At 64.4% G+C, this 20,767-nt stretch carries 14 protein-coding genes; 3 read left to right on the forward strand and 11 right to left on the reverse strand.

Going from position 1 to position 20,767, the window contains the following annotated elements; genetic code table 11:
• The first annotated feature begins 20 nt into the window (after window positions 1–20).
• Genes ASB57_RS26720 through ASB57_RS26730 form a run of 3 tightly spaced genes read left to right on the forward strand, consistent with a single transcriptional unit; the run spans window position 21 to window position 2,716 of the window.
• Window positions 21–1,406 (forward strand): acyclic terpene utilization AtuA family protein, encoded by a 1,386-nt coding sequence (locus ASB57_RS26720; RefSeq protein ID WP_057656468.1) that lies wholly within the window; start codon window positions 21–23, stop codon window positions 1,404–1,406.
• A 3-nt stretch (window positions 1,407–1,409) separates the two neighbouring features.
• On the forward strand, window positions 1,410–1,748 hold the full coding sequence (locus ASB57_RS26725; RefSeq protein WP_057654918.1) for a hypothetical protein: 339 nt from the start codon (window positions 1,410–1,412) through the stop codon (window positions 1,746–1,748).
• Window positions 1,745–2,716 (forward strand): tripartite tricarboxylate transporter substrate binding protein, encoded by a 972-nt coding sequence (locus ASB57_RS26730; RefSeq protein ID WP_057654919.1) that lies wholly within the window; start codon window positions 1,745–1,747, stop codon window positions 2,714–2,716. Before ASB57_RS26725 ends, ASB57_RS26730 begins: the two co-directional genes overlap by 4 nt.
• Here ASB57_RS26730 and ASB57_RS26735 read toward each other — a convergent pair.
• The 11 genes from ASB57_RS26735 to ASB57_RS26785 all read right to left on the reverse strand — a co-directional run bounded on the left by ASB57_RS26735 (window position 2,667) and on the right by ASB57_RS26785 (window position 20,725).
• Window positions 2,667–4,283 (reverse strand): methyl-accepting chemotaxis protein, encoded by a 1,617-nt coding sequence (locus ASB57_RS26735; RefSeq protein ID WP_231755267.1) that lies wholly within the window; start codon window positions 4,281–4,283, stop codon window positions 2,667–2,669. The genes ASB57_RS26730 and ASB57_RS26735 overlap by 50 nt on opposite strands.
• 389 nt (window positions 4,284–4,672) lie before the next feature.
• Window positions 4,673–7,483, reverse strand: a complete 2,811-nt coding sequence (locus ASB57_RS26740; protein WP_082622082.1) for an autotransporter outer membrane beta-barrel domain-containing protein — start codon at window positions 7,481–7,483, stop codon at window positions 4,673–4,675.
• Between the two features lie 405 nt (window positions 7,484–7,888).
• Entirely contained in the window at window positions 7,889–10,792 is a 2,904-nt protein-coding gene (locus ASB57_RS26745; RefSeq protein WP_057654921.1) for a GH92 family glycosyl hydrolase, read from the reverse strand.
• A 57-nt stretch (window positions 10,793–10,849) separates the two neighbouring features.
• A complete protein-coding gene (locus ASB57_RS26750) occupies window positions 10,850–11,728 on the reverse strand; it encodes a 2OG-Fe(II) oxygenase (protein ID WP_057654922.1) in 879 nt (292 codons plus the stop codon).
• A gap of 12 nt (window positions 11,729–11,740) precedes the next feature.
• Entirely contained in the window at window positions 11,741–12,412 is a 672-nt protein-coding gene (locus tag ASB57_RS26755; RefSeq protein WP_057654923.1) for a hypothetical protein, read from the reverse strand.
• A gap of 28 nt (window positions 12,413–12,440) precedes the next feature.
• Window positions 12,441–13,883: a cytochrome-c peroxidase gene (locus ASB57_RS26760; RefSeq protein ID WP_057654924.1), complete on the reverse strand. Its 1,443-nt coding sequence runs from the start codon at window positions 13,881–13,883 to the stop codon at window positions 12,441–12,443.
• A 99-nt stretch (window positions 13,884–13,982) separates the two neighbouring features.
• Window positions 13,983–16,412 carry an alkaline phosphatase family protein gene (locus ASB57_RS26765; RefSeq protein ID WP_057654925.1) on the reverse strand — a complete coding sequence of 810 codons (2,430 nt, stop codon included), beginning with the start codon at window positions 16,410–16,412 and terminating at the stop codon, window positions 13,983–13,985.
• Window positions 16,413–16,778: 366 nt separating this feature from the next.
• On the reverse strand, window positions 16,779–17,321 hold the full coding sequence (locus ASB57_RS31405; RefSeq protein WP_197424841.1) for a hypothetical protein: 543 nt from the start codon (window positions 17,319–17,321) through the stop codon (window positions 16,779–16,781).
• A 119-nt stretch (window positions 17,322–17,440) separates the two neighbouring features.
• Window positions 17,441–18,241 carry a hypothetical protein gene (locus ASB57_RS26775; RefSeq protein WP_197424843.1) on the reverse strand — a complete coding sequence of 267 codons (801 nt, stop codon included), beginning with the start codon at window positions 18,239–18,241 and terminating at the stop codon, window positions 17,441–17,443.
• Between the two features lie 124 nt (window positions 18,242–18,365).
• On the reverse strand, window positions 18,366–19,370 hold the full coding sequence (locus ASB57_RS26780) for a diguanylate cyclase (protein WP_057654927.1): 1,005 nt from the start codon (window positions 19,368–19,370) through the stop codon (window positions 18,366–18,368).
• Window positions 19,371–19,558: 188 nt separating this feature from the next.
• A complete protein-coding gene (locus ASB57_RS26785; RefSeq protein ID WP_057654928.1) occupies window positions 19,559–20,725 on the reverse strand; it encodes a mandelate racemase/muconate lactonizing enzyme family protein in 1,167 nt (388 codons plus the stop codon).
• Between the last annotated feature and the right edge of the window lie 42 nt (window positions 20,726–20,767).

Raw genomic sequence — 20,767 nt, forward strand, 5'->3', positions numbered from 1 at the left:
ATTTGGCGGGAGATATGATCATGAGCCCCGGAGAACAGAGACCGGACTTGCTGGTGGGCTGCGCCGCCGGCGGATCGGGTGACAGGACCGATGCCGCAAGGCCCATCGTGGACGAGCTGATCGCGAATGGCGGCCGCGGCGTACTGGTGTTCGAGAACCTGGCGGAACGCACTCTGGCGCTGGCACAACTGGCGAAGCGGGCCAACCCGCAACTCGGTTACGAACCTCTGCTGGAAGCGGAGCTGCGTCCGGTGCTGGCGGATTGCCTTCGTCACGGCATCGCCATCGTCAGCAACTTCGGGGCCGCCAATCCGAAGGCCGCGGCAGCGCTGATTCAGCGGCTCGCCGCGGAGTTGGGTTGCCCGTCACCCCGCATCGCCGTTATCGAAGGCGATGACTTGTCGGATGAGGCAGGGCAGCGTCTTTTGCAGACACTGTTGCCGGCCGAAGACCGGCGCCGGCTACTTTCCCCGCAAGCTTTCGTCAGTGCCAACGTCTATCTGGGCGCCTTCGAAATCGCCCAGGCGCTGCGTGCCGGTGCGCAAATCGTCGTAAGCGGTCGCGTGGCCGACCCCGCCCTGGTCCTGGGGCCTGCCATCGCCCATTTCGACTGGACCGAAGAGGACCTGGACAAGCTCGCCGGCGCCACCATGGCGGGACATCTGCTGGAGTGCGGCGCCCAGGTCACCGGCGGCTACTTCGCCGACCCTGGTCGCAAGGAAGTCGAGGACCTTGCTCACGTGGGATATCCCATTGCGCAGATTCGCCAGGACGGCTCGTTTGTCATCACCAAGCCGAGCGGCACCGGCGGCGTCGTGGAAATCAGGACGGTGAAGGAACAGCTCTTGTACGAAGTGCATGACCCCGCCGCTTATCTGACGCCTGATGTCACCGCCGACATCATGCAGGCGGAGCTGCGGCAGATCGGCCCGAACCGTGTGGAAGTGCGTGGGGTACGGGGGCATGCCAGGCCACCCACGCTCAAGGCGCTTGTGTACTTCGAAGGCGGATGGCTGGGCGAGGCCGAAATTTCCTATGCCGGGCCGCATGCCGAAGCGCGCGCACGCCTGGCGATGGAGGTCGTGCGCCAGCGCATGGGTCAGGCGATGGCCCTGCGCTTCGACCTGATCGGCAGTTTGAGCGTGTTTGGCGATGATGGCGGCCATGGGCTCGCCGAGCTGGCCGCGGGCGAGGGGCCGGACCACGCGGACATCAGGCTGCGCGTCGCTGGTCGGCATGCCGACTCCGCCGAGATAGATCGCATGCTGAGGGAGGTGTATTCCTTGTGGTTGTGCGGACCGGCGGGCGGTGGCGGTGTGCGCACTGCCAAACGCCAGCGCCTGTCCAACGTCGCCTGTTATGTGCCCAGAGACCTGGTGGCAGCCCGTTTTCGCATCCTGGAGTAAGCCGTGAACAAGACCGTCAATGAACCACGCATCCTGCATGACATCGCGCATGCGCGCGCCGGGGACAAGGGCAACCATTCAAACATCTGCGTGTTTGTGTACCGCCCGGAGGACTACGGCCTTCTGGTCGATCTGGTCACGGAGGAGCGGGTGGCGCGACTCTTCAGCGCCCGCGCGCCCACTGCTGTAAGGCGCTACCTGCTGCCGCATCTGGGCGGCTTGAATCTCGTTCTGGAAAACGTGCTGGACGGTGGCGTCAATGATTCCCTGAATCTCGACTCCCACGGCAAGGCGCTGTCCTTCCTTTTACTGACCTTACCCATCGGCAAGGACAAATCATGATCCGTCGAGACTTCCTGAAGCGTGGCGCCGTGGCCGTTGCGGGCTGGCCGCTGATCCAGCAGGATGCGTGGGCACAAGGGCTATCGTCGCAGCCGATACGGCTGGTGGTTCCTTTTTCGCCCGGCAGCGCGACCGACAATATCGCGCGCCTGTTGACGAGGGAGATGCAGCTTGCGCTGGGCCAGCCCATCGTCGTGGAGAATCGCCCCGGCGCGCAAGGTACCGTGGGCGCGGAGGCGGTAGCCCGTAGCGCACCCGATGGCAATACGCTGTTGGTGGCCTCGGTCTCGCTGGCCGCGGCGCCAAGCACGCTCAAGAGTGTCCCCTTCGACCCCGTTGCCGACTTCACCACCGTGGGCCTGTTTGCCAGCACGCCGCTGGTGCTGGTGGCGCGTGCGGATATGCCGGCCACGAACGTCGCGGCGCTGATCGCGTATGCGCGCGCGCATCCGGGCAAGATCAGCGCGGGCTATGGGTCGTCCAGCTCGCAGGTCTGCGCGGCGCAATTGATCAAGGTCGGTGGTTTCGATGCCCTGCTGGTTCCCTACAAGAGCATCCCGCTGGCCACGAATGACCTTCTCGGCGGGACCTTGCAGTTCACGTTTCTCGACCTGGGCAGTGCATTGGCCCAGGTCAAGTCAGGGCGGCTGCGGGCGCTTGCCGTGACCACCGCGCAACGCAGTCCCTTGGCGCCGGATTGGCCCGCGATGGCGGAATCCTTGCGGGACTTCGAGCCCATCGATGCATGGATAGGCTTGATGGCCCCCAAGGGTTTGCCAGGCCCCGTCACACAGCGTCTGTACAGCGCGATCAGCCGTGCCGTGGCGGACGCTGACGTGAAGGCAAAGATGGCCCTGCAAGGATTTGCGCCGGCTCTGGTAGCCCCCGAGCAGGCCGGGGGCTATGTCGAAGCTGAAGTCAGGAAGTGGTCGCGCTTATGCCGACAGGCGGGTATTCAGCCCGAATGATCGAGGCATCGATGACCTCGGCGGTGGCGATCTTGAAGGTGGAGACCGCGCGCACCAGTTCTGCCGCCTGATCCTGCATGGCGCCGGCGGCGGCGGCGGATTCCTCGACCAGGGCCGCGTTCTGCTGGGTCACTTCATCCATCTGCGAAATGGCGATGTTGACCTGGTCGACGCCGCGGGCCTGTTCATCCGAAGCCATGGTGATCTCGCCCATGATGTCGGTGACGCGCTGCACGGAGGTGACGATCTCGCGCATGGTGGTGCCGGCGCGCTCGACCTGGCCGGCGCCCATGCTGACCTTGCCGACGGAATCCTCGATCAGGCCTTTGATTTCCTTGGCGGCGTTGGCGCTGCGCTGCGCCAAGGTGCGCACTTCGCCGGCCACGACCGCGAAGCCCTTGCCCTGTTCGCCTGCTCTTGCGGCTTCCACGGCGGCGTTCAGTGCCAGGATGTTGGTCTGGAAGGCAATACCGTCGATCACCGCGACGATTTCCGACATCTTGCCGGAACTGGACGAGATGGCGTTCATGGTTTCCACGACCTCGGCCACCGCCGAGCCGCCACGCTGCGCCACTTCAGACGCGCTGGCGGCCAGCTTGTTGGCCTGGCGCGCATTGTCGGCATTCTGCTTCACGGTGGACGCCATCTGCTCCATCGAGGCGGCCGTTTCTTCCAGGGACGCGGCCTGCTCTTCGGTACGCGACGACAGGTCGGCGTTGCCCGCGGCGATCTCGCTGGATGCCATGGAGATGGTCTCCGCGCCGGTGCGGATGCCGCCCACCGTGCGCGACAGATTGGTGTTCATCGTGCGCAGGGCCATCAGCAGGTGACCCGTTTCATCGCGCGCGGTGACCTCGATGCGTTGCGTAAGGTCGCCGCCCGCCACGGCATCCGCGACGCGCACCGCGTAGGAGATGGGGCGCACGATGCCGCGGGTGATCAAGACGGCGCAGGCCACGCCCAGCGCCAGGCCTAGCACCACGATCACGATCAGCAACTGCACGTCGCGTTGGTAGAGTTCCTGGATGCTTTGCTTGGCCGCGTCGATGGTGGCTCGTTGCGTCATGACGAAGGCCTGGATGCGTTCTTCGTATTGCTGTGCGGCGGGGCCGTATTCCTGATCGAATACGCGGCTGGCCTCCGCAAGATTGCCTGCCGCCTTTGCCTTCATGACGGCGTTGCGGGACTCCATATACTTCTGGCGCACGCGGCCGATATCGGCAAAGAGGGCGCGTTCTTCATCGCTGTCCAGCAGTGCTTCGACCTGCTTGGTGATCTTGTCGGTCGAGGCCGTTACGTCCGCAGCATCCTTGGCGAAGTAGGGAACCAGCGAATCGTCGCTGCTTTTCGCGATGGCCGACGTCCGGCGGATCGCGCCGAAAGTATTGCGGCTCCAGTCGGCCGCCAATCGTTCCTTGATCAGGGGCTTTTCCAGCGTGACGCGGTTGGCTTCCGCAAGGCTGCGCAGCTGGAACATGCCAAACGTCGAGGCGCACAGCAAAAGGAGGAGGACGATGGCGAAACCCAGCACAAGGCGGGTGCCAATTTTCAGATTGGACAATTTCACGGGTGGATGAGCCGGTAGGTGGAGGAGATGATGTCGACCGCGACACTGGCGTATGTCGATCCACGCGCTGGGGCGTGTGCTACTTATTGTTCTCAGCGCGGGAAGTCGGATAGTGCTGGCTTGAGGATAAAGGTATCTTCCTCCATACAATCCACTGAAATGCAGCAAAACTCCGGCGCTCATTTTTAGAATGGTCGTTGCGCGGCGTGGACCGCAAGCGGTTCGATGCGGAGCGTTGCGCTTCTTGCGGAAACATCGCGCTAGTTTGCGAATTGATGCTCTGCCATGTTGGCGTCGCGCCAACGCCAACACCAACGCCAACACCACCGCCCCGACACGGCAACGGGCGGACGCGCTCGCGTCCGCCCGGGAAGCGCCTGGATCAGCGCTTAGAACCGCATGGCCAGCTTGAACACGCCCGAGTGCTGGCGGTTGCCACCGCCGAACTGGCCGTCATAGCTGATGCCGGCCGTCGTGTTGCGCGTGATGGCCACCTCAGCACCCAGTCCCAGCACGGCGGCATCGCGCGCGATGGGAACGCCGGCCACCGAGAACGTGGTGCCGCCGTCGAAAGCCAGGGCCTGCTTCGGGTTCACGTCGCCCATCGCATGGCGCCAGCCCAAGCTTGCGGTCAGGCGGCCGGGCTCGCGGTCGGAACCGAACAGCCAGGCGCCGCGCACGCCCAGGGTGGTGCTGGTCACGTCATCGCGTTGCCCGTCTCCGTGCAGGGCGGCGCTACCGCCCGACTCGGCAAAGTCGCGGGTGCGCAGCTGGTTCCACGCCACGCCGGCGAAGGGCTCGACGGTGTACGCGTCACCCAGTGGCAGCTTGTAGCCCAGCTCGGTGAACAGCTGCGTGGAAGACGCGTGATAGGACGAGTCGAGCTGTTGGCTCAGGCTGCCCACCGCCACGTTGCGCTTCGTTTCGATGTCGTGCCACGTATAAGCCGCGCCCGCCGTGAAGCGGATGTCGCCAGGCCCGGCGGCGAAGTTGCGTCCGCCGAACAGGGTTGCGGTATAGCTGTCGACGTCGGTGCGCGACGAGACATCGGCCACCGTGCTGTGGCTGCCGATGTAGCCCACCGCGCCGCCCAGGCGCCAGCCGTTGCCGACGGCGCCATCGCCGCCAATGAACAGGCCGCCATCCGATTGGCTCACGCGCGACGCATTGCCGTCGCTGGCAAAGGTCCGCCAATTACCGAACACCTGCGCCCAGACGGGATGCGCACCGCTACGCGGCAACGCGTTGGCGGATGGCGCGCCCAATTGCGCCGTGCTGTTGCCAGGCAGCGCCGCCGCGTCGAGATTGCTGCGGAAGTGGTCCAGCGGCACCGTGCGCACGGTATCGCCGAGGCTCTGCAACACGCTGGTGGTGCTTGCGTAGGCTTCGCCCGAGAGCATGGCCAGAGCCGCGCGTGCTTCGGCCGGCGTCATGGACAGGACCGCGGTGGCTACCTGGCCCGCGCCACTGTTGGCAGGCGCGAGGCTCGCCAAGGCGTCGATGGCGCTGGTGGCGGGCAGGCCGCTTGCCGTTGTCGTGGACGTCGCGCCGGAGGAAGCATTCGTGGTGCCTGATCCACTCGGGGCAGTCGAGGTACCGGTCGTGGTCGTTGCGCCATTGCCGCTCGTCGAGGATCCGCTGCCACTACTGCTTGCAGGCGGCGCTTCGTTATCCAGCGCGCCGCCCACGCTGCTCTGGTTGCCCGTGTTGCCCACGCTGCCTATCGGCACGCCGTTGCGGGAGAGCGTCAGGAAGGCGTTCTTGGCGTCGTAGGTGAGTGTAGGGGTAAGGAAGGCATACGCGCTCGACGCGCCCGTGAACTGGCCCTGTATGCCGCCGTCAGCGGTCAGGATGTTGTACGTCGCCAGCGGGGCATAGTTGCCGTCGGGGCCGACGTGCGCCACGGTGCCGTCCAGATAGGCGACGCCGGTGACGTGGATGTGGTCGCTGGCGCTGCTGGCCGGGTCGGCATGCACGCGATAGATCGAGTCCTGGCCGAAGGTCAGGTTGCCGTTGATGGTGAGTTCACCGATGGGCGAGCCGTCGTTGCCAGGCGAGATGACGGCAGTGGGATACAGCGTGGTGGTGCCCAGCTGGCCCACACCGGCGAGCACGACTTCGCGCCCGATGTCGACCGGCCCGTTCAACTTGCCGTTCAGTTCCAAAGCGCCGTCGGCGATCAGGATGGGACCGCTCAGGCCGCTGCTGTCTCCATTGAGGATCACCGAGCCGGGGCCGGTCTTGACGAAGCCGCTGGTGCCTTGCAAGGGGTTGTCGATGGTGTCGACATACTGCGCGGAAGCAAGCGTGCCGTCACCGACGACAATGGCTGGCGGATTGCCGCCGTTGGCGACCAGGGTGATGGGCGCGCCTTGCACGCGGTAGCGGTCGCTGGCGAACTGTATGCCCGACACGCGCACCGCACCGGCGCCGTTGTCGACGGTCACCGTGCCCGTGCTGCCGGTGAAGATGGCATAGCCGCCGTCGGGCAGGGCGCCGGTGGCGTTGGCAGGGCTGTTCCAGTTGGTGCTGGCCGCGGTCCAGGTGCCGCTGCCGCCGCCCGCCCGGGTGGCCGACGCCAGGCCGTCGCCGTTCCACAAATTGGTGGTGCTGGGGCCGAGAATAAGGTTGATCTGCTTGTCGCCAGTGAGTGTCTGGATGGTCGCGCCCGGCACGGAATCGCCGCTGACCGAACCCAAGGTCATGCCGTTGCCGCTCAATGTGCCACCGTAGGACAGGATGCGGTAGTAGCCGGCGTTGACCCCCAGGGTGTTCACCGTGACGTTCAAGGTGACGTTATTGAGGTCGACGTTGCCGCGCACGGTGATGTTGTCGCCTGTGCCCGGTTGAGTGATGGGCAGTCCTGCGTAGCCGGTCTCGAAGTCGTACGCGGCGTTGCTCATCGACAGGTTGCCGGTCACGATCAGGTTGCCGTTGGACACACCGGTCGGCGTACCGACGGCGTAGCCCGGTGCGACATGCGAATTGCCCGTGACGCTCAGATCACCATCGACCGAGCCGAAGCCCGCGATCGTGCCGTTCGAGTTGGCGTTGACGTTGCCATCGAGCGTGACTCCCGCGCCACCGCCGTTGCCGCCGATGACCAGCGTGCCGCCGTTGACATCGACGCCGCCGGGATAGCTGACCGAGTTGTCGAGCACCTGGGTACTTCCCGGCGCTACCGTCAGGTCGGCGGCCATGGCGCCACCGCAGGAATACGCACCTAGCGCGATCGTCGCCTTCAGCCAAACCTTTTTGCCGTACTTCAAAATGGATCCTCCAAGGGGGGCCAAAGATCGGAGGTTCCGGCGTTGCTCGTCGGCTAAGCGAGCGTTGCCAACCAAACCAATGGCCTGCGTGAACGGATGAGCTTCCGTGAAAAAGTCCGCAATTTATCCTCCTTTTGCATAAGTACAAAGAACTTAGTGGATGGATACCATCCAGTTAAACGAAGATGCATATGAATGCGTATACAAAGTATGTAGAAAGGGAGCGTGGATACCATCCAATTCGATGATCTCCACGCTCCCGCGGGTACTGCTTGTCGATGCCTCAACGGCCCCTTATGCGTTTAGCGCGCCGCGCGCCTCCGCATCAGAGATGACTTATGGCGCGACGCTCAAACCAAAGATGTGCATCTTGCCCGCCGACACGTGCGTGGGCAGGGTGACGCTTGCCAGGGTCTTGCCTGCCGGCAGCGGGAACGCCTGCTCATAAACATAGGCAGGCGTTGTGTCCGCCGAGCCAGCCGAGTTGTTGCGGTGCGAGCTGGTGATGACGCGCGTGCCGAACTGCGTGCCGCTGGTCCAGTCGCTGACGCTGATCGCCTGTTGCTGGGTGGTGCCGTCGGTGAACGTCAGGGTGAAGGTGCCGGTGCTGGGACCGTTGTTGGCCGCGCCCAGGACGACCAGGCTGCCGCCAACGGGCGCGCCAGGGATCGTGATGGTCTGGCCTTGCGGCAAGACGTTGTCCAGGCCGTTGCTCGCATTGCCCCACGTGAAGTTCGCGCCGCCATACGTGACGGTGGAACCGGCCGTGGGCATGAAGGTGGCCGAGTAGACGTTGCGCTGGCCATCGAAGTCCGCACCGGTGCCGTCGGTGTTCGCCACGCCATCGACACCCGCGGAGCGGCCGTTGAAGGCATCCGCCATGGTCGCCGCGTTGGCGATGGCGTAGGACGGCGGCGCGTCGTTGGCGCCGGTGCCCCAGGAGGACGGGGACGTGGTCATGGCGAAGTCCAGCGTGCCGCCGTCCTGCACTGCCGACAGGGGCACCCAGGTGCTCGTCTGCGCGGTGCCGTTGACCGACAGGCCTTGCACATAGGCCGATGCAGGCGCGCCGCTGGCGTTGATCTGCATCGTCTTGCCGTTCTCCAGCGCGACCTTGACCGACGAGAACTGCGGGCTGCTGATGGTGAAGCCGCCGACCGCCGGAATGGTGGGATACATGCCCATCGCCGCCCACATATACCAGCTGGACGTCGCGCCCATGTCGTCGTTGCCAGGCAGGCCGCCCGGCTCAGTCGTGAACTCGTTCTGCACGATGCGCTGGATCAGAGCCTGCGTGCTGGCGGGTTGGCCCGACCAGTTGTAGAACCAGGGCGTGGCGAAGCCGGGTTCATTGCCGACGTACAGGTAGGGCGCGCTCGTACCCGCGTTGGTCTGGGTGAAGAACGAGTCCAGGCGCGCGTTGACCGCCGTCTGGGTGCCCAGCTGGGACATCAGGCCGCCGATGTTGTGGGGCACCATCCAGGTGTACTGCTCGGCGTCACCCTGGTCGTAGTTGTCCGTGCTGGTCTGCGTCTCGTTGTCATAGGCGCCGCCCGTGGTGCGGGCCACGATCAGCGGCGGGGTCAGGGACGTGTTCAGCAGGTTCATCCAGTAGGCCGACCGGATGCCGATGGTCTTCTGCATGGTCGTGTTGCCCAGCGCGCCGGCGAACTGCGAAATGGCGAAGTCGCTGCTGGCGTATTCCAGCGTCGACGAAGCGATGCCGTTCTCGCTGTCCGTGATGTAGCCGTACTTCAGGTAGCTGTTGCGGCCGCCGTTGGTGGCGGTGCCGTTGCACGCGGTGCCCGACACGTTGGCCTGCTTGATCATGTATTGCAGGGCGGTGGCTTTGTCGAAGTTGGTTGCGCCGAACGCGTAAGCGCCGGCGACCATCAGCGAACCGGCGTCGCCCGGCATCACGCCGGCTTCGTAGTTGTCGTTGACCCAGTGCGGAATGGCGCCGCACTGCTTCGCGTCATTCACCAACGATTGGGCCAGATCACTGGTTTCGTTGGGGAACAGGAAGGCCTTCAGCGGAATCAGGGAACGATAGATGTCCCAGCCCGAGATGCCGGAGTACTGTGCCGACTGGCCCGTTTCCAGCTTGTGCACGGTCTTGTCCAGGCCCATGTACTGGCCGTTGACGTCGTTGAAGACGCTGGGCGCCCACAGCACGTGGTAGAAGGCGGTGTAGAACTTGGTCAGGTCGTCCTTGGAGCCGCCGGTCACCTGCACCGTGGCCAGGCGCTTTTGCCATTCGGCATCGGCGGCGTAGCGCACGGTATCGAAGTCCCAGCCGGTGTTTTCCGCTTCCAGGTTTTGCCGGGCGTTGGTGACGCTGACGTAGGAGATGCCGATCTTCATCTGCACCTTGGCGCCCGGATTGAAGGACATCGTCGCCACGCCGTTGCTGATGGACGAACTGGTGAAGGGCTGGTCGAACTGCGCGTAGAAGTACACCGGCACCAGGGTGCTATTGCCTTCGAAGCCGCCGCCGATGGTGCTGCCCTGCAGCGTGTGATCGTCCATCTGGCTGATCGAGCCGGCCTGGCCGGTGCGCGTATTGTTATGCGTCGAGTCGATCACCACCAGCGCGGGCTTGCCGGCCGGATAGGTGAAACGGCCGAAGCCGGTGCGCAGCGTGGCGGTCAATTCGACGTTGACCTGATTGTCCAGCTTGACGGCGTAATAGCCGGGCGCCGCGTGCTCGTTGTCGTGGGAGAACGATGACGTGGTGATGGACGGTCCGACGGTCGGCAGGATGGGGAATTCGCCATCGTTGCCCTGGCCGCCCGTGCCGCTCATATGCGTCATGCTGAAGCCGGCGATGGTGTTCAGGTCGTAGTAGTAGCCGGCCGGCGAGCCGGGTTCCAGAGTCGTGGCGGCTGCCGGCGAGGTGTTGGTGTCCGGACCCCACTGCACCATGCCGGCGGGCAGGCCGGCGGCGGGCAGCGTGTTGCCGCCCGCGCCATGGCCGGTGGGATTGGGCGAGCTGCCCGGCGCGGTGCCGATAAGCGGATTGACGTACTGCGTCAATGTGCCTAGCGTGGGGCCTGTCGTCGCAGTGTCGCTGCCGCTGCCGCTGCCGGTACCCGTGCCAGTGCCGGTTCCGGAGGACGTCGAAGTCGACGCGCCGTCGGCGGGCTTATCGTCACCGTCGCCGCCGCCGCAAGCTGCCAGTGTGAATACAGCCAGGACGGCCGCGCAAACGCCGGCCAGCTTGAATCTATCAACGTTCATGAACTTCCTTTGTTTTTATTGCGTGGGTATGCCGGGAAAAACCGGCTGGATGCGGACCTATCGTGCGGGCACGAACTCCCGTTCGCGGATCCATTTGGTGGCTATCCATTTCTCGCCGGCCAACACCGTGCCGCCGGCGTGCAGGGACATCGGATCTGTACGTCGATCCGCATTGCCATATTCGAAATACAGGGCCTGGCCCCGGCGGGGAAGCACGGACCAACCCACGTGCGGAAAGCGGGTCTCGCCGCCATCGTCGACGTCGTTCAGGTACATGATGAAGGTGGCGATGCGCTGGCCACTGCGCGCGATCGACGACCTGTTGGCGTCATTGCCCGGCATCAGATAGTCGTAATGCGGCGTGCTTTCCGCGCCGGTCGGGTAGTGCAGGATCTGCAAGCCCTCACCGTGCTCGATGGGCAATCCCGTCAGCGCGGCGATGCGCCGTTCGATGCGCGCCACCAGGGGGGTCTCCATCAGGCTGAAGAACATCCCCGCGCTGCTGCGATGGTCGGCCACCCGGTCGAGGCCGGTGATGGGATCCACCACCGTGGAAGCGGTCATGCGCGGGCGGGCCTGCGCGATCAATTGCGTGCACTCGTCGGCATCGATCACGCCGCCGAGCAAGGCGGCGCTGGGGCGCTGCAATCGAGCCAGCACCGGTATGGACCGGGTGCCGGCCTTCAGCATCGACGCGTGGCCCAGGCGGCTGGGGCCAGGCACATAGCGCGCCGGCGGTGTCGCCAGATCCAGCTTGCCCTGGGGCATGGGTTCGCCGAAGAGCAGAGCATTGGACACCGCCTGCACCATGGCAAGCGCCAAAGGCTGTTCCAAGCCATTGCCCGTCAGCTCCTGCACGACGGACTGGGGCTGCACCCCGCGAATCAGATTCCGGGCGATCCAGTCCCGCACTTCGTTGGCGAAGTCGACGATCATCGCGCGGCTGCCCTAGTGTTGGAAGAACTCTTCGGCCACCCAGCCGTCCTTGGTCAGCCGCACGCCTTCGCGCAGCTGCAAGGTGCCCGCGCCTTCGACCACACGGGTCACCATGGGAAACACGCGGCGAAATTCGGGATCGTTGGTGAAAGGCGCGGGATCGATGTGATAGGTGTACAGCACCGATGTTCTGCTGGTGCCGTCCTGGTCCTTGACCGGCGTTTCCCAGCCGATCACCTTGTCCAGGGTGAGGTTGGCAACGCAGAAGTCGGCGTCATGCGTCTCCTGCTTCGTGGCGGTCGCCACCACCACCGGCTTGTGCAGATAGAATTTCCGGCCTTCCGCCGTCAGGTCGTAGCGGCGTCCGGGCGCGGAGACCTTGGCGCCGTCGTCGCCGGTACGCTCCACCGGCATCACGGTGCTCTTGAGCAGGCCAAGCTTCTCCAACACGGGCATCTGCAGGGCATCGCGCGAATTGCCGGAGGCGTCGTCAGCCACGTATCTGGGCCACTGGTACTCCGCCAGGCACAGATGGCCGCGCTCAGCCAGATAGTCGTTGATCGTCTTGGTGAACGTCTCGGTGCTGGGCTCGGCCGCGCTGCCGCTGCAGGCGGCGAGCATGATCGCGACGGCCACGGGTAGCGTCACGCCCGCGCGACGCAGGGCGTTTGAAAGTCTGTTCATCTGGGTTTGCTCGAAATCGATACGGGTATCAGTCCACGCACTTGCCGCTGGTCGGCTGCGTCGCGGGCGGCTTGTAGCCGTCCGTCAGAATGTTCATGAAGCAGATGAGGTCCTGCATGTCATGCTCGGACATCACGGGCGTGCTGCCCGGCTTTCTGGGTGCGGTGCCGCTGCCCAGCGTGTTGCTGCCGCCTTCGCCGGTGCCCAGGGGAATCTCTTCGTCGATATTGCCCTGGAAGGCCACCGGCAGGTCGTTGAACTTGTGCACGGTGGCATTCGGCACGGACTGCGGGAACAAGGCATAGTCAGGGTTGGCGACAGGCGCGCCATCACCGCCCGTTGCCGGATACCAGTACTCGGGATTCGTGTCACGCGTGTTGTAGAAGTGCACGACCTGGTTCAACGAATGCATCACGCCGTTATGGAAGAAGGCATTACGCGTCGCCACATTGCGCAGTGTGGGCACTTTGAAGACGCCGCAATACGGATCGGGTGTGGCGATGCCCGGCGCACCTGGTGCGTGATCGGTCCGCTCCGGCCCGCACAGACCCATGTCGTAGTAACCGGCATCCTTGTTCGCGGGAATGGGCGACGGATTGTTCGGGATGGACATATCGTTGCGCGGTACGCCTATGGCCTGGTAGGTATAGTCCGTCATCAAGCCCTGGCCGCCATTGAAATTGGCGCCCGCGTAATGGCAGGCCGCGCAGTTACCGATGGTGCCGCTGTTGAATATCATCAGGCCGCGTTTTTCTGCCGGCGTCAGCGTTCCGCCCAACTTGTTGTGGACGTAGAGGTCATATTTGCTGGAGTAGGGGTGGAAGCTGATGTCTTCGCGTTCGAAGGCTTCCAGCGCCTTGCCGACCGTGGCGAACGCCGTGTCCGCATCGTTCAGCGCGTCGGCGCCGAAGGCCTGCTTGAACAGCGCGGAATAGGCGGCGTTCCTGACCGCATCGACGACCGCGGCCTTGGACTTGTTGCCCATTTCGACCGGATTCATCAGCGGGAAAGCGGCCTGGTCGGCCAGCGTGCCGGCGCGGCCATCCCACATGAAGCCGCCGCCAGGAGCGCCAAGCGTCACGTTGTCCGGATTCTCGGCCATGTCGTTATAGGGCGGCGTGCCATCCTTGTAGCGCAGCGACGGGATGGCGCGCAGTCCGGATTGCAAAGGATCGGAACCCAGCTGCACGGACAGGCTGTTGGGCGGCCCATAGGCATAGGCGGGGTCGTGGCAGGTGGCGCACGACATATTGCGGTTGCCGGACAGCGTCTTGTCGAAGAACACTTTCTGGCCCACCTGGGCGGCCAGGCTCAACGAACTCGTGGGAGCCGGAGCAGGGGTGTTCGTGCTGGCCGGGCTGCTTGCCGCGGCGGCCGGCTTGGCCATGGGGGCGGGTGTAGAACCGTCGTCCCCACAGCCTGCCAGGATCAACAAGACAGCGGACAGGGCGCCCGCATAGACCTTGCGCATCACTCTTTCCTTTCGCATTTCAATGCAAGGGACGGGAAAGGGCCGCGGCCCCTCCCCGTCCGGACTTCACTTACTGCTTCACGCTTGCTGGAGATTCAATCAGTTCAACGCCCAGACGTTCTTCTGGTTGTTGTCCGGACCGACCTGCGGGGTGACCACGCCGTCCGTCGAAACCACCGTGCCGCCGCTGTTCTTCACGCCGGTGATGTCCGCCGGATTGAGCTTCTGCGTGTAGCTCGCCGGAATGACGTAAGCGTGGTTGATGGGCCGCACGGAGTCGAAGTGCGTGTCGGCGCTGCTGGTGAACTCAGGCAGGTTCATGATGTTTTGCGCGATGAACGCTTCCGTGTACTTCGCGCGGTTCAGGTACGTCGAATCGACGCCGGGGTCGGCCAGCTGGAACATGTCCTGCAGCGTCCGCACCATGGCGAAGTGGCTGTAGGAATCGGTGTCGACGATGCCCTTGGGAGCGATGCCCAGGTCCTGATGGTTGGTGATCACGCCGAAGATCGAGTTGCCGTGGCCGCCGTTGCCGTGGGTGTAGTTGGTCGGCGCTGTCGTCTTGGTGACCTTGCCATCCGCGTCGATGGACAGGGGCGCCGCGCCGGAGTTGACACCGCCCGCGTTCCAGCCGCAGCACGACGTGCTGGAGCCTTCGCCTTCGTCGAACATGACGACGATGGCCACGCGCTTCTGCGGGTTCTTCCACAGGGCCGAACTCTGGATCTTCGTGATGACACGATTCAGATAGATGTCGGCACGCGTCACGCTGGCGTTCTGGCCGTCGTTGTTGTCGGCGCCGCCGTTGCAGGACTCGCCGTCCGGACCCACGCCGTGCATGTCGTCGCACTGATCGGGCACGACGAAGTTGATGTTGCCGACGTCGCCGTTGTCCAGGTCCTTGCCGAACTGGTCATAGATCCAGTTCGTCAGGTCGTAGCTCGGGTAAGCGGTCGATGCTTTCCAGGCTGCTTCGGTGTACTGCGAACCGAAGATGGTGCGGTTGTCCGCGTAGAACTCGGGCAGGTTACGCGCCGTCTGGTAGGCGATGGAAGGGCCATGCTTGACCTTGTACAGACCGCCCGGCGCCGTGTACGACGACGTATCGTTCACGACCGTGCCGTCGATGGCGGTGCCACTGTATTGGCCGTTGACCGCCGCATCCGCGATGCTGTCGGCGCGTGCGTCCTGGCCGGGGTTCATCGATTCGCTGTAGGTGCGTGCGGTCAGGCCGGCCTTGGACAGCAGGGTGAACAGGTTGTCACCAAGGATGTTGTGAACCGTGCCGCCAGTGGGGCTGTCGCCGCAGGTGGTGTCGGCGGCCACGTAGCCAGCCAGGTGGTTGCTGTCCTTGGGCGGCAGGGCGCCGGTGGCCGGCAGAATCTGGCCGTCGGAGGCGATGCCGCCGGTGAAAGCGACGTCCTTGAGAGCGTACTCAGCGCGCGCGCCACAGCCGAACCAGTTGTCGTCGGTGATGCCGTTGTCGTCACCGCCGCCCAGTGCCGTGTAGTTGGGTTCTGACGGGTTGCCGGTCGAGTAGTAGGTGGCCAGCTGGTTGTAGGTGCTGAGCACCTGGTTCATGTAGGGCGCGCGCGGGTTCTTGAGGATCGCGTCGGTCGACTTGTTCTCTTCGATGATCACGAAGATGTTGTCGTAGGCCGGGATGCCTTCGATGTTGAACGCGGCCTGCTGGGCCTGGGCGTAAGTGATCTTCGCTTGCGCTTGCGTGGGCTTGACGGCGGTGTTGGTGGTGACGCCGCTCAGGCCGACCAGGCGCGGATCGCCACCGGTGACGGCCAGGTTGTCGGGGTACATGTCGCCGCGGTCCAGCTTCGTCGTGGCGTAGGTGTAGCGGTTGGCCAGCGCATTGCCCTCGTACATCAGTTCGTACTTTTCGGCGGCATTGCTGATACCGTTGACGTCGCCCACCGCGTCGGCAGCGCTGACCGTGGCGGTGCCCAGGTTGAACGCGGGGCCCGTCAGGCGCGCGGCCAGGTTGGCCTTTTCCGTTTCGTACTTGCTGTTGTTGGCTTCGACCAGACGTTGCACTTCGCTGGACATCGGGCTGATCACGATGGCGCTCGCGCCCTGGTCGGCAACCTGTTCCTTCGATGCGCGCAGGATCAGGTGGCGGGGAACCTTGACGCCGGACGCGGTGTTGGTGGCCGCGGTGCTGACGTCGGCGACGAACGTGCCGGAGGTGGTCGTGGTCAACGAGAAGTGGCCGTTGGCATCGGTGGTGGCCGAGACTTCGCCGCTGTCCAGCACACCGTTGCCGTTGGTGTCGACGAACACCGTGGCGCCCGAGTAGTAGCCGGCCTTGAGGGTCGGGTTGCCCGAGGCATTGTTGGTGGCGCTGGTGGCCACGACGACGCCGGCATAGGTGGTGGCGACGGGGTCGGTGGAACCGGTGGAGCCGGTGGAGTCGCCGGATCCGGTGGACGCGCTGGAGTCGTCGTTGTTGTTGTCGCCGCCGCAACCGGCCACGAGCAGCGCCGCGGCGATCGCCGTCAGCGACATGGTCAGCATGGATTTACTTGGCTTGAGCACGGGTATCCCCAAAAGATGTGGAAAAGACGTTGCCCTGAGTCGGTGGCGACGTCGGTTCGAAAGGCAGCGGGGATACTGCGGGTGCTACTTGACACAAACGTTGGGGTTTCCTGGCGGCTTCTTGAACATCTGCCAACGGCACGCTGAAAATTTGCTAACTTCCAGCTGTCAGAATGCGTGGGTCGTGGAGACGGATGCCGACAGGCCCATAGGTGTGGCGCAGGTTTGTGTGTATCGAGTCAGGATCTGGTCAGTGAAGCGAAGCGCGCCTTGCAGACGGTGATGATTATGACGGTCATAAAAACTTCACGGCACGCTGGGCCGTGGGCGGTCCGTCAAGCGCGTTCAGTCACTATGCCTGGCCATGTTCCGGTTGGCCTGTGTCCAGGCCCAGGCTTCACGTTTCCCGTAGCCCAGTATCAGGCTCGACTCGGGGGATGCCATGATGGCGTAGCGCACTCTGTCCTTGCCCACGCCGAAGTTGCCTTCTTCGCGCACACAGACAGCGTGGGGATACTTGGCGAGCACGCATTCCTTGCCACGCTCGCCACTGGGCACCGGCTGCCGAACGATGGGCGCGTGGACGGGGGTGGCGAATGCCCGCTTCTCCTTGTCGCGAAAGCTGGTCAGTTGCTTGCGAGTGAGCTTCAGACGGGGATGGTGACCTATCGACAGCAGGAACAGCTCCCACAGGGCCAGGGGGATAGGGCGATGCACCACCTGTTCCACGGGCACCTCGTACTGGTTCCAGGTGCGATACACGTTGGCGCCGTCCCCGCAGACGAGTTGCGCGGCCTGGGTTTGCGTCAGGCCGGCGCTGATCCGCGCATTACGCACTTCTTCGGGCGTGGGAACGGCGATCCGATCGGCAATGGGCGGCAGCTTCATGATGGCGGCGGGGTAAAGGACCGCCCGGAGCGTACACAACCCAACCCTGCTAATTCCTGAAACCGTGGATTGGCCCGTCGCCGGTTTCAGTCGCCCATGTGGCCGTCTTCACCGATTCTTCAATATTTGAGTGCGTTGCTTGTGGGCGCCAGCGGCGTGAAACGGGCGTCGCTGAAATCGTGCAGGCACTGAAGGGCCGCTTCGCCTTTATCTGGATAAAGCTTGAATTGGCTTTTTGGCAGTCGGTAGAGGCAGCCCGCCCGTGCGAACACCAGGTCGCCACCGTCCCAGTCCGCCCAATCGCTACCAGGCAGATCGACCAGCACCGCGCCATCGCGATCCACGACACGATGATCGAGGTCGTACCAGGCCTTCTGCGCGCGGCCGACCCCGGACAGCAGGCTTTGCAGCCGCCTGCCGTTGGTCCCCGGTTTCTCCAGGATGCGCGGTTCGGCGTATCCATAAAGCTCGGACGAGCGCAGACCGCCGCGCTGTCCTTGGCCGGGATCGGCCGTTCGCCAGCCATCGCGTTCGCGGATGATACTGTTGATGGGCTCGTCCTCGCCCCGCCCCGACCACTGACCGCAAGGTTGGACCTGCATGCCCGGCTTCAACTGAAAACCCGCGGCGAGTTCGAAGCCCGTTTCTTCATCGGCAGGCGTGTGGTTCAGGAGCAGGGTGTCTTCATTCTCGAACACGCCGCCGCCGCCCCACGAGTCGGTCTTAGGCCATAGCGCCAAGGCCGTCAGGAATGGGGGTTTCGATACTGCCGTCCAGCTTCCCAGTGGCGCGCGATTGGTCGCCGCGAAATAGACCAGCAATCTGCCGGACGGCGACAGGTCGCAGCGCCGCTCGTAAATGCGCCCCTTCAGCCATTGGCCGTGTTCAAAGGTGTCGTTGCGCAGGTCCCAGCGGATCAACTGCACTTGCCTGGTGGGGCCTCGGCGGAAGATGACGCCGACGCGTGCCTCCCGTGCCAGCAGCGCATACAGTCGCGTCGCGGCGGGTGTGTGCTCTTGCTGATCTTCATCGGCTTGCGTCATGCTACAGCCAATTCCAATCGTCACTGTCGTTGCGCGAAGGACGCTGGGCCCGGCGGGAGCGTTTGTTTTCGTACATCGCGGCGTCGGCGACTTTCAACAGGCTTTCCACGCTGGTGGCGTCGCCTGCCGCGGCCGTGGCCCGGCCTACGCTTGAATGCAGGGCGTAGGCGCGGCCGCCGCGCTCGTTCTCTTTGGTCAGCTCCTGCTGCAGGCGATCCAGGATCACGGTCGTTTCATCGTTGCCCGCGTTACTGAGCAAGGCGACGAACTCGTCGCCACCAAGTCGGGCCAGCACGTCGGTGTCGCGCAAGGCCCTGCGCAACACGTCGCCGAACGTCGCAAGTGCCTGGTCGCCTTCCGCGTGGCCATGCGTATCGTTGATTTCCTTGAACTTGTCGATGTCGAACATCAACAAGGTCACGGGTTGGCGCAGCCGCTGGCAGGACTCCATCACCATGCGGCTCAGGATCTCGAAACCTCTGCGGTTGCTCAGGCCGGTCAGCGAATCCATGGTCGCGGTGTGCAGGGACAGCAATTCCTCTTCGACCATGTGCGCCAGGTCTTGCAGCAAGGTCTGGTCTTCTTCCGACAGTTCGCGCGGCTTCACGTCGATCAGGCACAGGGTGCCCACCCGCATGTCGTCGCCGACGCTGAGCGGCAAGCCGGCGTAGAAGCGGATGCCGGGGTTGCCGGTGACCAAGGGGTTGTCCGCGAAGCGCTCGTCGGCGCGTGCGTCCGGGATCTCGAATATCTTGTCCGCCAGAATGGCATGGCCGCAAAAGCTGACATCACGCGGCGTCTCGGTGGCATCCAGGCCCTGGCGCGATTTGAACCATTGCCGGTTGGCGTCCACCAGGCTGACCAGGGCGATCGGCACGCCGAACATGCGCTTGGCCAGGCGCGTCAGCCGGTCGAAGCGTTCCTCGGGCAGGGTGTCCAGCACGCGCAGGGCGCGCAAGTGGCGCAGGCGTATGGCTTCATTCTCGGGGGCGGCGGGAGCTTTCATGGATGAGCGGCTCAGCGGCGAGGGGGCCCGTGAGGCGCAAAACGCCAGGCCCGGGGTCTGGGGGACAGACTCAACTTAACACTGCCGGGCACCGGGTGCAAACCCTGACAAAACCGCTTACCGAATCGCGAGCCACCCTCGCGGTAGCGCCCCGCCGTGGCGGAGAGGCGCTGCCGCGGGATCCGGCATCACTGGATGACATGCACCAGGAAGGGCTCGATCGCCTTCTTGCGCAGGTTGAGGCCCCAGCCTATGCCATCCTGGATCGCCAGACGGCCGTTCTTCACGCGGGCCTCCGGCGCATCATCGGTGATCTCGATGTAGCCGGGCATGTCCCGCCAGCACGTGTAGATTTCCTGGATGGCGAAGTTGGGGATGCAGGCATCCAGGTGCAGGGCGATCGCGGTGGCCAGCGGGCTGCCGCATACGTGCGGCTGCACACGCATGTCATAGGCTTCCGCCATGGCGCAGATCTTCTTGGCTTCGAAGATGCCGCCCACCAGGCACGCGTCAGGCTGGATGATGTCCAGCGCATGGGCTTCCAGCACTGGCCGGAAACCGAAGCGGGTATACAGGCGTTCACCCGCCGCGACGGGGATGCGCACCTGGTCCGAGATCTTCTTCAACGCGCCGACATCGTAAGGATCGCAAGGCTCTTCGATGAAGAAAATGTTGAGGTCTTCCACCTCGCGGCAGAAACGTATGGTCTCGTCGCAGCTCAGACCCCCACTAAGATCGAGCATGATGTCCACGTCGGGACCCACCGCCTTGCGGGCGGCACGAATCTTCTCCACTGACTTCTTCACCAGGCTCTTGTCCAGGCTGCGCATGGAGGGGTGGCGCGACGTGGCGCGCATATCGCCCTCGCGATACGCGAAGGGATAGCATTTGAGCGCGTCGTACCCTTCCGCCGCGGCCTGCTCCGCGGCATTGGCGAAGGGGATCACGTCTTCGTGCGGCTGTCCCCAGCCATTCGAATACAAACGGACATCGTCACGGATCTTGCCGCCCAGCAGCTCGTAGACCGGCACATTCAGGGCGCGCGCCTTGATGTCCCACAGCGCCAGCTCGATGGCGCTCATCGCGCCGAACACGATGGGACCGCCGCCGCCCTTGGCCCAGAACGTGTGGTCATACATCTCGGACCACAGCGCTTCGATGCGGAAGGGGTCCTTGCCGATCAGCATGCGTTCGGCGATGTCCTTCACCATGCCCGACACGGCGGTCTGCCCCAGGCCATAGGCAATGCCGGCTTCGCCGATGCCGACCAGGCCGGTGTCGGTCTCCACCTCGACGATGACCGGATGCAGGCGGGCGGAATGGACGACGTAAACACGAACCTCACGTATCTTCATGGGATCTCACTCAAAATGTTGAGCCGGCCGGAAGAGGATCTT

The sequence above is a fragment of the Bordetella sp. N genome (assembly GCF_001433395.1).
Lineage (GTDB): Bacteria > Pseudomonadota > Gammaproteobacteria > Burkholderiales > Burkholderiaceae_B > Bordetella_C.

What these genes read in the sequence shown, in the direction of transcription:
- ASB57_RS26720 (WP_057656468.1), top strand. Translation starts at nt 21, where the DNA reads ATGAGCCCCGGAGAACAGAGACCGGACTTGCTGGTGGGCTGCGCCGCC.
- ASB57_RS26730 (WP_057654919.1), top strand. Translation starts at nt 1,745, where the DNA reads ATGATCCGTCGAGACTTCCTGAAGCGTGGCGCCGTGGCCGTTGCGGGC.
- ASB57_RS26740 (WP_082622082.1), bottom strand. Translation starts at nt 7,483, where the DNA reads ATGGCCGCCGACCTGACGGTAGCGCCGGGAAGTACCCAGGTGCTCGAC.
- ASB57_RS26745 (WP_057654921.1), bottom strand. Translation starts at nt 10,792, where the DNA reads ATGAACGTTGATAGATTCAAGCTGGCCGGCGTTTGCGCGGCCGTCCTG.
- ASB57_RS26750 (WP_057654922.1), bottom strand. Translation starts at nt 11,728, where the DNA reads ATGATCGTCGACTTCGCCAACGAAGTGCGGGACTGGATCGCCCGGAAT.
- ASB57_RS26755 (WP_057654923.1), bottom strand. Translation starts at nt 12,412, where the DNA reads ATGAACAGACTTTCAAACGCCCTGCGTCGCGCGGGCGTGACGCTACCC.
- ASB57_RS26760 (WP_057654924.1), bottom strand. Translation starts at nt 13,883, where the DNA reads ATGCGCAAGGTCTATGCGGGCGCCCTGTCCGCTGTCTTGTTGATCCTG.
- ASB57_RS26765 (WP_057654925.1), bottom strand. Translation starts at nt 16,412, where the DNA reads ATGCTGACCATGTCGCTGACGGCGATCGCCGCGGCGCTGCTCGTGGCC.
- ASB57_RS31405 (WP_197424841.1), bottom strand. Translation starts at nt 17,321, where the DNA reads ATGAAGCTGCCGCCCATTGCCGATCGGATCGCCGTTCCCACGCCCGAA.
- ASB57_RS26780 (WP_057654927.1), bottom strand. Translation starts at nt 19,370, where the DNA reads ATGAAAGCTCCCGCCGCCCCCGAGAATGAAGCCATACGCCTGCGCCAC.
- ASB57_RS26785 (WP_057654928.1), bottom strand. Translation starts at nt 20,725, where the DNA reads ATGAAGATACGTGAGGTTCGTGTTTACGTCGTCCATTCCGCCCGCCTG.